The sequence below is a fragment of the Allobosea sp. GW821-FHT12C12 genome (assembly GCF_058807355.1).
The window spans coordinates 126,933-139,747 of the sequence record NZ_JBXAQP010000001.1 but is presented as its reverse complement, the minus strand read 5'-3'; the positions used below and the strand labels follow the sequence as shown (position 1 = coordinate 139,747).

At 69.0% G+C, this 12,815-nt stretch carries 12 protein-coding genes; 3 read left to right on the top strand and 9 right to left on the bottom strand.

What is annotated here, in order from left to right; translation table 11 throughout:
- The first annotated feature begins 53 nt into the window (after window positions 1-53).
- Window positions 54-1,247: an MFS transporter gene (locus tag AC1RRW_RS00765; protein ID WP_492898215.1), complete on the top strand. Its 1,194-nt coding sequence runs from the start codon at window positions 54-56 to the stop codon at window positions 1,245-1,247.
- A 23-nt stretch (window positions 1,248-1,270) separates the two neighbouring features.
- Here AC1RRW_RS00765 and AC1RRW_RS00760 read toward each other — a convergent pair whose 3' ends face one another.
- Both AC1RRW_RS00760 and fliI read right to left on the bottom strand, forming a co-directional pair.
- On the bottom strand, window positions 1,271-2,167 hold the full coding sequence (locus AC1RRW_RS00760; RefSeq protein ID WP_492898213.1) for an FkbM family methyltransferase: 897 nt from the start codon (window positions 2,165-2,167) through the stop codon (window positions 1,271-1,273).
- 48 nt (window positions 2,168-2,215) lie between these two features.
- Window positions 2,216-3,556 carry a flagellar protein export ATPase FliI gene (gene fliI, locus AC1RRW_RS00755; protein WP_492898211.1) on the bottom strand — a complete coding sequence of 447 codons (1,341 nt, stop codon included), beginning with the start codon at window positions 3,554-3,556 and terminating at the stop codon, window positions 2,216-2,218.
- A 342-nt stretch (window positions 3,557-3,898) separates the two neighbouring features.
- Here fliI and ctrA point away from each other — a divergent pair, with 342 nt between their 5' ends.
- Complete coding sequence (ctrA, locus tag AC1RRW_RS00750) at window positions 3,899-4,600, top strand: response regulator transcription factor CtrA (protein WP_068181379.1); 702 nt, start codon at window positions 3,899-3,901, stop codon at window positions 4,598-4,600.
- 200 nt (window positions 4,601-4,800) lie between these two features.
- On the opposite strand, the gene AC1RRW_RS00745 is transcribed toward ctrA, so the two are convergent.
- From AC1RRW_RS00745 to chpT, 6 genes are all read right to left on the bottom strand, one after another.
- A complete protein-coding gene (locus tag AC1RRW_RS00745) occupies window positions 4,801-5,694 on the bottom strand; it encodes a CheR family methyltransferase (protein ID WP_492898209.1) in 894 nt (297 codons plus the stop codon).
- A complete protein-coding gene (gene cheB / locus AC1RRW_RS00740) occupies window positions 5,694-6,806 on the bottom strand; it encodes a chemotaxis-specific protein-glutamate methyltransferase CheB (protein ID WP_492898207.1) in 1,113 nt (370 codons plus the stop codon). The genes AC1RRW_RS00745 and cheB overlap by 1 nt, the downstream gene beginning before the upstream one ends.
- Window positions 6,807-6,863: 57 nt before the next feature.
- A complete protein-coding gene (locus AC1RRW_RS00735) occupies window positions 6,864-7,229 on the bottom strand; it encodes a response regulator (RefSeq protein WP_066613758.1) in 366 nt (121 codons plus the stop codon).
- Between the two features lie 30 nt (window positions 7,230-7,259).
- Window positions 7,260-7,769 (bottom strand): chemotaxis protein CheW, encoded by a 510-nt coding sequence (locus AC1RRW_RS00730; RefSeq protein ID WP_492898205.1) that lies wholly within the window; start codon window positions 7,767-7,769, stop codon window positions 7,260-7,262.
- Complete coding sequence (locus AC1RRW_RS00725; RefSeq protein WP_492898203.1) at window positions 7,766-10,414, bottom strand: hybrid sensor histidine kinase/response regulator; 2,649 nt, start codon at window positions 10,412-10,414, stop codon at window positions 7,766-7,768. Before AC1RRW_RS00725 ends, AC1RRW_RS00730 begins: the two co-directional genes overlap by 4 nt.
- Before the next feature lie 114 nt (window positions 10,415-10,528).
- Window positions 10,529-11,167, bottom strand: coding sequence for a histidine phosphotransferase ChpT (gene chpT / locus AC1RRW_RS00720; protein WP_492898201.1), 639 nt, complete (start codon window positions 11,165-11,167; stop codon window positions 10,529-10,531).
- Between the two features lie 137 nt (window positions 11,168-11,304).
- On the opposite strand from chpT, the gene AC1RRW_RS00715 reads away from it, so the two are divergent.
- Window positions 11,305-12,156 carry a 3'(2'),5'-bisphosphate nucleotidase CysQ family protein gene (locus AC1RRW_RS00715; protein WP_492898199.1) on the top strand — a complete coding sequence of 284 codons (852 nt, stop codon included), beginning with the start codon at window positions 11,305-11,307 and terminating at the stop codon, window positions 12,154-12,156.
- On the opposite strand, the gene AC1RRW_RS00710 is transcribed toward AC1RRW_RS00715, so the two are convergent.
- Window positions 12,135-12,680, bottom strand: coding sequence for a YHS domain-containing (seleno)protein (locus AC1RRW_RS00710; RefSeq protein ID WP_492898197.1), 546 nt, complete (start codon window positions 12,678-12,680; stop codon window positions 12,135-12,137). The two genes, AC1RRW_RS00715 and AC1RRW_RS00710, sit on opposite strands and share 22 nt — an antisense overlap.
- Window positions 12,681-12,815: the final 135 nt, after the last annotated feature.

The window sequence follows — 12,815 nt, the reverse complement described above, 5'->3', positions numbered from 1 at the left end:
GCCGCCTTCCTGCTCGCGCGCCGCCTTCCTGGCCGATTCCGGATCCTGCCGTCTTGCCCGCCCTCAGACCTCTGCCCGAGCATGCCTGGCTGATCGCCGGCCTGTCGCTGACGCGGGTGATCGGCTGGGGCTCGAACTACTGGACGCCCTCGGTGCTGGCGGCCTCCTTCGCGCGCGATCTCGGCCTCTCGATCCAGTTCGTCTTCGGCGGCATCACGCTGCTGCTGGTGATCGGCGCGATGCTGGCGCCGGGGCTCGGGCGATACGCCGAGCGGCACGGCACGCGCGGGCTGATGAGCCTCGGCGCGCTGATCTGCGGGGCCGGTTTCCTGTGCCTCGCCGCGGCGCAGGGGCCGATGAGCTATCTTGCGGGCTGGTGCGTCATCGGCGTCGGCCACGCCATGGCGCTGGCGAACATGGGCAGCGTCACCGTCGCCCAGATCATGGACGAGCGCGCGCGTCGCGTGATCGGGATCATGATGCTGGTGGGCGGGATGTCCGCGAGCCTGTTCTGGCCGCTCTCGGCGGCTCTATCCGACTGGCTCGGCTGGCGCGGCGCCTGCATCGTCTTCGCGGCGCTGCATGTCTTCGTCGCCCTGCCGATCCATCTCGCCATCCCGCGTCACCGCAGGCCGCTCGCGCCGGCTCAGGATGCGGCCGCCGCGCTCAGGCTGAACGGGCGCGTGCCGCAACCCGAGCGCCGCGCCGCCTTCGTGCTGCTCGCGACCTGCTTCTGTCTCAGCGGGCTCGTCTCCTGGGGCCTGCCATTGCATTTCATCGGGCTGTTCGAGGCGTCCGGCCTGCCGCTCGCCTCGGCGGTGGCGATCGCGAGCCTGACGGGCCCGGCGACGATCGCGGCCCGGATGATCGAGGTGGTGGCCGGCCACAAGGTCAGGCTCGAGCGGCTGAGCCTGTTCGCGCTGCTGCTCGGCGCGGGCGCCTGCCTGCTGCCGCTCATGGCGCATGGCTCGGCGCTCATCGGCACGGCCTTCGTGCTGCTCTATTCGGCGGGCGCGGGCGTGCTCTCGATCGCGCGCGCGACGCTGCCATTGATGCTGTTCGGCCAGCGCGGCTATGCGGTGATGTCGGGCCGACTGACCGTGCCGCAGAACCTGATCTTCGCCGCGGCGCCACTGCTCTATGCCGCCGGCATCGAGCGGGGCGGCACGGATTTCACGCTGATAGGGTCGGCCGTGCTGCAAGTGCTGGCGCTGTCCGCGCTCGCCCTGCTGGTCCGGCGGCTATAGTGTTTCGTCGCGGACCGCGCCGGTCAGCTTCCGGTGTTGCTCAAAAAGATCAGGCGATCCTCCTCGTCGTTCTGGTCGAGCAGCATCGCGTCGGCGGCGGGGGCGTCGACGCCATCCGCGTCGATGACCCTGAGCACGGGATAGCTGGCCTTCAGCCGGGTCAGAAAGCCGGCCGGATCCCGGCAGCGGCCCGGATTGAATTCCAGCACGATCTCCGGGCTGAAGCGCTCGATCACGCGGCTGAGCCCGACGATCACCTGCTCCTCCGATCCTTCGGTGTCGATCTTCAGGAAATCGACGCGCGTGTGCCGCGCCAGGAGCTCGTCGAGCGCGACCACCGGCGTCGCCTGCCGCTCCGGCTCGGCAACCACGCCCTGCGTCGCGACGACCCTGGCGTTCTTCGGCTCGCCTTCCGGGACGAACAGAAAGGCCTCGCCGGCTTCAGCGCCGGCGGCGGCCGTCAGAACCGCGCTGCGGCCGGCGAAGCCGTTGAGCTCCAGCGACCGGGTCACCATCCGCGCTGCGCGGGGATTGGGTTCGATCGCGACGAGATAGCCGTCCGGGCCGACCAGATCGGCCATGAGCAGCGAGTAATAGCCGAAATTGGCCCCGACATCGACGGCCACCATGCCTGGGCGCAGCCGTTTCGCGATGAACCGCGTCAGCTCGATCTCCCAGAAGCCGTCGAGCAGCAGATGGGAAGCAAAGCCGCGATCGGAGGTGTCGAAAAAGGCCTTGTAGCGCCCGAGAACCCGCCCGAGCGCCATCTCGTTGCCGAGATAACAGGGCTGCGCCGTCGCGCGGCAGGCGCGTTCGAGCGCATGGCGCGGGTAGCGCCGAATATGATCGAGCGTCACGATGGCGCCGGGCCGCCAGCCACGAAGCCTGCCTGCGAAAGACTTGAGGGATGTGAGCGACATCCCCCGACCTCGCATGTGAAGGGCCGCATCGGCAACCCCGGCGCGGCGTCACCCGCCCATGATCTCCGCCAGCCGCCGATAGCTGTCCGGCAGCGAGGTCGCCTCGTCCTTGGCCTGCTTCAGGAAGGCCTCAAGCGCAGGGTTGAGGCGGATCGCCTCGTCGACTTCCGCCGAGGCGCCCTGGCGATAGGCGCCGAGCCGGATCAACTCCTCCATGTCGGCATAGGTCGCGAGCGTGGCGCGGGCCTTCTGCACGACCGGGTAGAAGGCCGGGTCGCAGGCTTTCGGCATGGTCCGCGAGACCGATTTCAGGATGTTGATCGCGGGATAGCGCCCACGCTCGGCGATGGAGCGCTCCATCACGATATGGCCGTCGAGAATGCCGCGCACGGCGTCGGCCACCGGCTCGTCATGGTCGCCGCCATCGACCAGCACGGTGAACAGCCCGGTGATCGCGCCGTCTCCGATGCCGGGGCCGGCGCGTTCGAGCAGGCGCGGCAGTTCGGCGAAGACGGTGGGCGTATAGCCCTTGGTCGTCGGCGGTTCGCCGGCGGCGAGCCCGATCTCGCGCATCGCCATGGCGAAGCGGGTCACCGAATCCATCAGGCACATCACCTGCAGGCCCTGGTCGCGGAAATATTCGGCCAGCGCCAGCGTCGTCAGCGCCGCCTGCTTGCGCATCAGCGCCGGCTCGTCGGAGGTCGCGACGACGACGACCGAGCGCGCCAGCCCCTCGGGGCCGAGATCGTCCTGGAGGAACTCCTGGACCTCGCGGCCGCGCTCGCCGACGAGGCCGATGATGTTGACGTCGGCACGGGCATAGCGCGCCAGCATCGAGAGCAGCACCGACTTGCCGACGCCGGAGCCGGCGAAGATGCCCATGCGCTGGCCGAGGCAGCAGGTCAGGAAGGCGTTCATCCCGCGCACGCCGAGATCGAGAGGGTGGCCGACGCGGCGGCGCGAATGGGCCGGCGGCGGGTCGGCGCGATAGGGAAAGAGCTGCTCGCCCTGCGGCAGGGCCGGGCCGCCGTCGACCGGGCGGCCGAGCGCGTCGACGACGCGGCCGAGCCAGGCATCGGTCGGCCTGACGCCGGTCTGGGCCTTGTCGACATAGGCCGGACAGCCGCGGCGCACGCCGTCGAGGCCGCCATAAGGCATCACCAGCGCCTTCTCGCCAGAGAAGCCGATCACCTCGCAGGGCACGCGCGCGCCCTGGCCGATGTCGATCTCGATGCGCCCGCCCAAACTCATCGCGCCGATCGGCCCCGAGATCTCGACCAGCAGCCCCCGCACCGCGGTGACGCGGCCATAGATCGTCAGCCCGTCCAGCGCGTCGATGGCGGCGGCGAGCGAACCGAGCTTGTCCTGGGTGCGCAAGGGGCTGTTCATAAGTGTGGCCGTAAACCTTTCGTTAAGTCGTCTGATTAACACTGTGTTTCGAGGCTGCTGCGCGTCGCGGGGTGATTTGCCCCGGTTTCTCGAAGCGGACTTCGCGAAAGGCGATTTCGCGGGCGAAGGCCAAGACGATCCGTGTCAAATTCGACTCACCTCCACAAGGATCGCACCCCTTCATCCAAGAAGCGCTTGCGCTGGGGAATCATGGTTTGTTAACCATTTCCCCATAGCGTGTCGCGTGGCGTTTCATCGGGCAAGCACGTCGTCGTCCTGAGCCGCGGGGGTTCTGACGATAAGCGCGGGCAGCTTGCCTCGGGGCTGAATTGGGGACGTGACATGCGGGTTCTGCTGATCGAGGACGATAGCGCAACCGCCCAAAGCATCGAGCTCATGCTCAAATCCGAGAGTTTCAACGTCTATACGACGGATCTCGGCGAAGAGGGCGTCGATCTCGGCAAGCTCTACGACTACGACATCATCCTGCTCGACCTGAACCTGCCCGACATGTCGGGCTACGAGGTTCTGCGCTCGCTCCGGGTCGCCAAGGTCAAGACGCCGATCCTGATCCTGTCCGGCCTCGCCGGCATCGAGGACAAGGTCAAGGGCCTGGGCTTCGGCGCCGACGACTACCTGACCAAGCCGTTCCATAAGGACGAGCTCGTCGCCCGCATCCACGCCATCGTGCGCCGCTCGAAGGGCCATGCCCAGTCGGTGATCACGACCGGCGACCTGATCGTCAACCTCGACACCAAGACCGTGGAAGTCGACGCCGCCCGCGTCCACCTCACCGGCAAGGAATACCAGATGCTGGAGCTGCTCTCGCTCCGCAAGGGCACGACCCTGACCAAGGAGATGTTCCTCAACCATCTGTATGGCGGCATGGACGAGCCCGAACTCAAGATCATCGACGTCTTCATCTGCAAGCTGCGCAAGAAGCTGGCCAACGCGTCGGACGGCAAGAACTACATCGAGACGGTCTGGGGTCGCGGCTATGTGCTGCGCGAGCCGACCGAGGTCGACGAGCGCATCCCGGCCTGAGCGCGGGCCGAGCGTCATGCTGCCGTCATCATCGACCGGCACAAGGTTTGAGGCCTGATCGTCGGATGTAAACGACAGGCTGACGGGGACCCCGCCGAGAGGCGGGGTTTTTGTTTGTGGCGGCGCTGCTCGAGACGCCTTGCGCGGCCAACTCCGCCGAATCGATCGTCTGCCGAATCGGATGGTCGGGCCGACAGGTCTCAGAACCGCCGGCCGGCCGCCGCCGCGAGCGAGCGCGTCCGGTCGAAGGGCAGGCCGAGACTCGCCGTCTGGGCCTTGGCCGAGCCGCTTTCGCGGTAGAGGCCGCGATGCTCGCGATCGGGCACGATCGTGGTGGTGATGCCGATCACGGTCTCCGCCGCGCCGAGCACGAAGGCGCCGTCGCGCGCCAGCCGCTGCGCCAGCGCCGCCATCACCTTCGCCTTGGTCGCGACGTCGAAATAGATCAGCACGTTGCGGCAGAAGATCACGTCGAACTGGCCGAAATGGGCGTTGGGTTCGAGCAGATTGTGCGGCTTGAGCTCGACCATGGCGCGGATGCGGTCGTTGACCTGCCATTTGTCGCCGTCCTGCCGGAAATAGCGCAGCAGCATCTGGATCGGCAGGCCGCGCTGGACCTCGAACTGGCTGTAGGCGCCCTGGCGCGCGCGCTCCAGCACCTCGGTCGAGATGTCGGTGCCGAGGATCTCGATACGCCAGCCGGCCAGGCGCTGCGCCGCCTCGTCGAGGATCATCGCCAGCGAATAGGCTTCCTGGCCGGTCGAGACCGCCGCGCACCAGATCCGCAGGGACCGGCTGGCGGCGTTGGCGGCGAGCTTCTCCGGCAGGATCACGTCGCGGAACAGGTCGAAGGGCGAGCGGTCGCGGAAGAACAGCGTCTCGTTCGTCGTCATCGCCTCGACGACGGCGCTCTCCAGGGTCGGATCGGCGTTGTGGCGCAGCTTCTGGACGAGCGCGCCGAGCCCGTCGATGCCGCTGCGGCGGCACAGGATGCCGAGCCGGCTTTCGGCGAGATAGCGTTTCTCCTCGCTGAGCGAGAGCCCCGAGCGCAGATGCAGCAGGGCGCGCAGGAAATCGAAATCGGCCTGCGTCATCATGACTGGCCTTCGCGGAGCAGGCTCCGGATGGCCGGTCCGATCGAGTCGAGCGGGATCACCGCGCTGGCATGCCGGGCGCGGACGACCGAACCCGGCATGCCCCAGATCGTGCTGGAGAGCTCGTCCTGCGCGATCACGGCCGCGCCGGCGCGGCGCAGCGCGCCCGCGCCCTCGGTGCCGTCGCTGCCCATGCCGGTGAGAACGAGGCCGATCGCGGCGGGGCCGAGATGGCGCGCCGCCTCGTTGAACAGCACGTCGACGGCAGGCCGGCAGAAGCGGACCGGCGGCGCGTCGGAGATGCTCGCGACGATATGGCCGAGCTTGCGCTCGATGCCGAGATGGCGGCCGCCAGGCGCCACATAGATCGTGCCGCGCGCGAGCCGCTCGCCGTCATAGGGCTCGCGCGTCGGCACGCCGATCTGGGCCGCGACCTGTTCGGCGAAGGAGGCGGTGAAGACCGGCGGCATGTGCTGCACGACCAGCGTCGTGAGATCCTGCAGCGCCGGGCCGAGATCGCCCAGCACCTTCGTCACGGCGCGGGGGCCGCCCGTCGAGGCGCCGATCATCAGATAGCGCGGCATCACCGAGACCAGCGGCTTCAGGTTGACCGGGCCGACGAGCGGACAGTCGAGATCGAGTTCCGGCGGCAGGGCGCCGGGCGAGATCGGGGTCTGGGCGATGTTGCCGAGCTTCAGCAGGAACTCGCTGCGGAAATCGAGCGACATCGTCATGCCGCTGCGGCTGTCTGGCTTGGAGACGACGTCCATCGCGCCCTTGGTCATGCATTCGAGCGCGATCCGGGCGTTGCGTTCGGTCAGGGTCGTGGCGAGCAGGACGCCGGTGCGCGGGCTCTGCTTCAGGATCTGCGGCAGGGCGGCGATGCCGTCCATGCCCGGCATGTTCAGATCGAGCACCATCACGTCGGGCTGGAAGCGGCCGGCATGGGCGACCGCCGTCTCTCCGTCGCCGGCGACGGCGACGACGTGGAACTGCCCGCTTTCGCCGAGCCAGCGCGCGAACAGGCCACGCACCACGACGGAATCATCGGCGATCACGACCGTCTTGGGTCGCTGCGCCGCCGCGCCGTGGGCTTGTGAGAACCTGATCATGCGTGGCGCGTCCGGAGCGGCGGGGGCAGGCGAAATCGCTGGCGCACGCCCCCGCGATCAGAGCAGCCCGACCTGATGGAACTTGGAGGCGACGATCTCCTTGTCGAACGGCTTCATGATGTATTCGTCGGCGCCGGCATGCATGGCGCGCGCGATATGGGCGATGTCGTTCTCGGTGGTGCAGAACACGACCTTGGGGCGCCTGCCGCCGGGCATCTGGCGCAGCGTGCGCAAAAAGTCGTAGCCGTCCATGATCGGCATGTTCCAGTCGAGCAGCACGGCGTCCGGCATCTCGCCCTTGCAGGCGTCGATGGCGCGCGCGCCGTCCTCGGCCTCGGCGATGCGGAACTGCAGGCCTTCGAGAATGCGGCGGGCGACCTTGCGGATCACCGCGGAGTCATCGACGACGAGACAGTATTTCATGATCGTTCTCCAGATCGCTCGAAGGCGGCGTCACGCCGCCGCGGGAAGGTCGATTTTCAGGACGGCGTCGACGTCGAGGACGACGAGCAGGCGGTCGTCGAGCCGGTGGACGCCGGCGGCGAGCGCCGCCCAGCTCCGGTCGAGATGCACCGGCACGGGCTCGAAGGTGGACTGGTCGAGACGCATCACCTCGCCGACGGCGTCGACGATCAGCGCATAGGCCTCGCCGCCATGGTCGATGCCGACCGCGACGAGCTCGCACTTCTCGTCGCAATGGTTCGCCAGATCGACGAACCGGCCGAGTCGCTTGCGCATGCAGATCGCGGTGACGACCCGGCCGCGCAGGTTGAGCAGGCCGACGATCTCGCGCGGCGCGCTCGGAACCGGCGTGATCCGCGTCGCGATGAAGACGTCGTGGACGCGCCCGATCGGCAGGCCGAGCACCTGCTCGCCGACCGTGACGGTGACGTAGTCGAGCGAATCGCCGAAGCCGGCGGCAGCCGCCGATCCGCTTTTATGGACCATCTCATGCGCGCTCATGCCGCCTGCCTCATGCTGGTGCGGCGCTCGGCCAGTTCGTTCAGCAGCGCGCGCCGGTCGAACTTCGCCACGATCTCGTCGAGCCGGGCATGGGCGGCGCGGACATGGAGATCGGGCGTCGCCATCGTCGTCGTCCCGAGAATCCGCAAGCTCGCCCCGTTCTCGCCCTCCCGCAGCGCCTGCGCGAAGGCGAAGGCCGCCTCCGGATCGCGGTCGAGGTCGATCAGCACGGCGCTCATCGCGCCGGCCGCCATGTGCCGGCGGGCGGCGTCGAAATCGGCGGCGAGGGCGACGCGCTGACCCGAGGCCCTGAGCACGGGGCTCAGCATCTCGCGCAGGAAATCGGACGGCTCGATCAGCAGCACCTGGGCAGGCGTCGCGATCCCGGCCTCGCTGCGGCGGCCATGCAGCCAGTTCGGGTCGCCCAGCGGCAGGTAGTGCGCCAGATCGATGATCTCGGTGGCGCGGCCGCGGATCATGGCCGAGCCGATGACGCTGCGGTCGAGGGTCGATTGCAGCTCGACGTCGAGCGCCTCCTCGACGATGTCGACGATGGCGTCGACCGCCAGCCCCATGGTCAGCTCGCCCTCGGAGATGATCACGAGCGGCTGCAGACCCTCGCCGCGGATCTGCGCCTCGCCGACCGGAACGATCGGCATCAGGCGGTTGCGGTAATGCAGCAGGATGCGGCCGCTGCTCGGCTGGAACGCGCTCGCCTCGATCTCCTCGAGCCTGGTGACGAGCGAGAGCGGCACGGCCTTGAGGCTGTCGGGGCCGGCGCGGAACACCAGCATGGTGGTGCGTTCGCCGGCCGGCGCCGCGACCAGACCTTGCGCCTCGCCGCGCGGCGCCTCGCCGGAGTTCACCGCGCCGACCTGGCGGGCGATGCCGTTGGGATCGACGATCAGCACGACGGCGCCGTCGCCGAGGATGGTGTTGCCGGAGAAGATCGGAATGTGACGCAGCTTGGTCGACATCGGCTTCACAACGATTTCCTCGGTGTGGAAGACGCTGTCGACGAGGATGCCGAACTGACGCCCGCCGATCTGGGTCACCACGATGAAACCGTCGTCCATGGCCGTGGCCGGTCCGCCGAGCACGCCGGCCAGCGAGATGATCGGCAGCAGACGCTCGCGCAGGCGCAGCACGGGCGCGCCGTTGATCTGCTCGACGCGATGGTCGGCGCCGGCCTTCACCCTGACGAGTTCGCGCACGACGATCTGCGGGATCGCGAAGCGCTGCTCGCCGACCGCGACGATCAGGGCCGAGACGATCGCCAGCGTCAGCGGAATCTTGATCGTCAGCGTCGCGCCCTGGCCCGACACGCTGGCGACGTCGATGCGCCCGCCGATCTGGTCGACGTTCGACTTGACGACGTCCATGCCGACGCCGCGGCCGGACACCGCGGTCACGTGCTCGGTCGTCGAGAAGCCGGGATGGAAGATGAAGTTGCCGATGGCGACGTCCGACATCCGCTCCAGCTCGGCCTCGGTCGCGAGCCCGCGCTGGAGCGCCTTGCGGCGGATAAGCGCAATATCAAGACCGCGGCCGTCATCGGCGACGGAGATCGTCACCGAGCCGCCCTCGTGGAAGGCGGCGACGCGGATCGTGCCGTGCTCGGTCTTGCCGGCCGCCTTGCGCTCTTCCGGCGTCTCGATCGCATGGTCGGCGCAGTTGCGCACCATGTGGATGAGCGGATCCTTGATCAGGTCGAGGATCTGCCGGTCGAGTTCGGTGTCGCCGCCGTCGAGCACCAGCTCGATGCGCTTGCCGAGTTCGGTGCTGAGATCGCGCACGATGCGCGGCAGCTTCGACCAGGCGTTGCCGATCGGCTGCATCCGGGTCTTCATCACCCCGTCCTGCAGTTCGGCGGTGATCAGGGAGAGGCGCTGCAGCGGCGCCTTGAGGGCGGCGTCCTCCTGCCGGCGCGAAATATCGAGGAGCTGGTTGCGGGTCAGCACCAGCTCCGAGACCATCGTCATCAGATGCTCGATCGTGTCGACATTGACGCGCAGCGTGCTGGGAGCGACCGCGCGGCTTTCGCGGGGGCCGGAATCGTCCCCGGCCGCGGGCGCCACGGCGTCGTGGTCGGGGCGGTGCGCGGCGGCCGTCGCGATGCGGCCATCGGCGCCGCGTTCGGGCCCGGGCGCGCTGCGGAAGACGAGATCGAGCCCGTCCTCCGTCATCGCGCCGCCATGTCGGGCGAGATAGGCGGCGACCGGGTCGTCCCCCGCTGCAGCGGCAGGCGCGGCTTCGGCGAGTTCGGACCTCGCCTTGTCGGCGAGCGCGCGCAGTTCGGCGATCAGGGTCTCGTCGCTGCCCTCGGGCTCGGTCCCCTTCTCGGCGAGTTCGGCCAGGATCTCCTTGACCCGGTCGATCGTCTCCAGAATGGCGGTGACGGCCATGGCGCTGACGACGGCGCCGTCGCGGAACTGGCCGATGACGGATTCCGCGGCATGCGTCAGGGCCTCCAGCCGGGGCAGGCCGATGAAGCCGCATGTGCCCTTGACGGTGTGCACGAGCCGGAAAATGTTGCGCAGGATATCGCTGTCGTTGGGGTCCTGCTCGAAGCGGACGAGTTCGCGATCGACCGTGTCGAGGTTCTCGCCGGTCTCGCTCAGGAACTCTTGCAGCAAATCGTCCATGCCGGAGACCATCACCCACGCAACACGCTGTGATGATCTAAGCAGCAGAAGGGTTTATGATCGGTTGAGATCGACGCGGAAGCGCAAGGATTTGCACGCCTTCGGCGGGCTCCTTCACGCCTTTTCCGCGCGGATCGTCACGGTCTCGGCCTCGATCGCGAAAGAGATCGCCATCCCCGCGGCGCGCGCGACCATGCCGGCATAGAGCGGCTGGACGGCGTGGGCGTCGATCGCGCCGGTCTCGGAACGGCCGGCCAGCAGCTCCTCGACATGGGCGGGAATGCGCGCATGCGAGCCCGTCGCGGTGATCGTGAAGCTGCCCTGCTCGCCCTCGACGGTGGCGCGCGAGACGAGCTTGCCGCCGCGCGGGATCGCCTGCGTCGCGAGCACCAGCAGGTTCAGGAGCAGCTTGACCTGGTTCTTCGGCAGCAGCGCGCGGGGCGCCTCCCAGTCGAGCGAGAGCTTCTCGTCGTTGAGAAAGCCGTTGGCGACGTTGCCGGCATCGCCGAGATCGATCATCGCGCCGGCCGATCCCGCCGCCCCGAAGGCGAGGCGGGCGAACTGGAGCCTGGCCGAGGCGTTGCGCGCGCTCTTCTTGATCAGGTCGAGCGCGAAGTCGCGCATCGAGGGATCGTCCTCCTCGAGCACCTCCAGCGCGTTGACAATGGCGCCAACCGGGCTGATCACGTCATGACAGACGCGGCTGCAGAGGAGCGCGGCCAGGTCGAGCGGCTCGAGCGAGATGGCGGTCATGGCTTCATGTCCTGGATCGGCGGTGCGGGCGCTCTCGGCTGGCGAGAGATCGTCTGATGACGATATGGTGCCATCTTGGTTTGCATGTGGTTAACCCTGTTTCGCGGCGCGCGCCAATCCTGGCGGGCGACGACGCCATGATCGCGCCCGGAGATCCGCTGGCCGACCGCGACGGGCTGGCCCGCCGGCTGGCCGAGGCCGCGCGGACCAGCGCGTCCGTCCTGCTCTCGATGCGGACGGGGCGCGATGTGAGGCTGAAGCCCGACGGCTCGCCGGTCTGCTCGGCCGATCTCGCCGCGGACAAGGCGGCCAAGGCGGCGCTGGCGCGGCTCCTGCCGGACTTCCCCGTGATCAGCGAGGAGAGCGCCGAGGTCGTCGCGCCCGGCCCGGTCTTCGTCCTGCTCGACCCGCTCGACGGCACGCGCGAGTTCCTCGCCGCCGGCGAGAGCTACTGCGTCGCGATCGCGATCGTCAGCGACGGCCGCCCGGTCGCGGGCGCGATCGCGGCTCCCCGGCTCGGGCGGCTCTGGTACGGCGGCGAGCACGCCTTCGCGCAGCGGCTCGACCCCCTCGGCGCCGCGCTCGGGGAGCCCGCCCGGATCGGCGTGCGGCCCGAGCCGGCGGAAGGTCCGGTCGCGCTGATCAGCCGCTTCCATGGCGATGCGCTGAGCGAGAGGCTGACCGGGGCGGCCGGGGCCAGCGCCCGCATCCCGGTCTCGTCGGCGGTGAAGTTCGGGCTGATCGCCTCGGGCGAGGCCGATCTGCACATCCGCTGCGGCCAGACCATGGAGTGGGACATCGCGGCGGGCGACGCGATCCTGCGGGCGGCGGGCGGCGTCGTGCTCACGCTGGATGGAGCCGTGCCGCGCTATGGCCGCAGCGAAAGGCAGTTCCGCAATCCGTCCTTCATCGCCGCCGGCAGCCTCGCTCTGGCGCAACGCGCGCTTGCGGCGCTGCCGGCCCAGGATCAGCGCGCGATCGTCTCGTAGACGTCGCGCCAGCGCGCATCGGCCTGCGCCATCGCGGCCGCGCGCGCCATGAAGGCCTGGCGATTCTCCGGCGTGCGGAACAGGACGAGCCGCTCGCCGATGACCGCGAACTGCATCGGGTCGGTCTCGATGGCGCGGCCCTCCGAGACGCCGAGCCCGTCGAACCCGGCGAAGGCCGGTTCGTAGAGGGCCGGCGCGTCGCGGAAGGCCTCGCGATTGGCGGCGGAGACGAAGCGCCAGGCGACGCCGCGATGCGTCAGCTCGTAGCGCGCCAGCCCCGGCGTGGCGCGGCCCTCGCTGCGATAGGCGACGGGATCGAACCCGTTCAGCGCCAGGCCCGAGCGCAGGTCGCGCTGCATCGTCTCGCTCAGCGCGGGCAAGTCGGGCAGGCCGGTCGGAATGCCGGCAGTCGCCAGCAGCGGCTCGGGCGCGGTCCTGGTCTTGGCCGCGACGCCGGGCAACCCGGCCGCCATGAAGGCCGCGACCGCAATCCCAACCCGCCTCCGCCATGCTGCAGCCTTCATCGCGGCAAATCCTCGCATTCTGCGATCCGCGGCCTTCCGGGCCGAAATCTTCACGGGTTGGATACACTTGCCGGGTATCAGATTGGTTACCGAAATGATGCGTTCAGGCGTTTGGCGTTCCAGTTTGGCGTCATG

Excerpts from the sequence above, each read along its gene's own strand:
- AC1RRW_RS00760 (WP_492898213.1), bottom strand. The coding sequence starts at position 2,167 with ATGTCGCTCACATCCCTCAAGTCTTTCGCAGGCAGGCTTCGTGGCTGG.
- fliI (WP_492898211.1), bottom strand. The coding sequence starts at position 3,556 with ATGAACAGCCCCTTGCGCACCCAGGACAAGCTCGGTTCGCTCGCCGCC.
- ctrA (WP_068181379.1), top strand. The coding sequence starts at position 3,899 with ATGCGGGTTCTGCTGATCGAGGACGATAGCGCAACCGCCCAAAGCATC.
- AC1RRW_RS00745 (WP_492898209.1), bottom strand. The coding sequence starts at position 5,694 with ATGACGCAGGCCGATTTCGATTTCCTGCGCGCCCTGCTGCATCTGCGC.
- cheB (WP_492898207.1), bottom strand. The coding sequence starts at position 6,806 with ATGATCAGGTTCTCACAAGCCCACGGCGCGGCGGCGCAGCGACCCAAG.
- AC1RRW_RS00735 (WP_066613758.1), bottom strand. The coding sequence starts at position 7,229 with ATGAAATACTGTCTCGTCGTCGATGACTCCGCGGTGATCCGCAAGGTC.
- AC1RRW_RS00730 (WP_492898205.1), bottom strand. The coding sequence starts at position 7,769 with ATGAGCGCGCATGAGATGGTCCATAAAAGCGGATCGGCGGCTGCCGCC.
- AC1RRW_RS00725 (WP_492898203.1), bottom strand. The coding sequence starts at position 10,414 with ATGGACGATTTGCTGCAAGAGTTCCTGAGCGAGACCGGCGAGAACCTC.
- chpT (WP_492898201.1), bottom strand. The coding sequence starts at position 11,167 with ATGACCGCCATCTCGCTCGAGCCGCTCGACCTGGCCGCGCTCCTCTGC.
- AC1RRW_RS00715 (WP_492898199.1), top strand. The coding sequence starts at position 11,305 with ATGATCGCGCCCGGAGATCCGCTGGCCGACCGCGACGGGCTGGCCCGC.
- AC1RRW_RS00710 (WP_492898197.1), bottom strand. The coding sequence starts at position 12,680 with ATGAAGGCTGCAGCATGGCGGAGGCGGGTTGGGATTGCGGTCGCGGCC.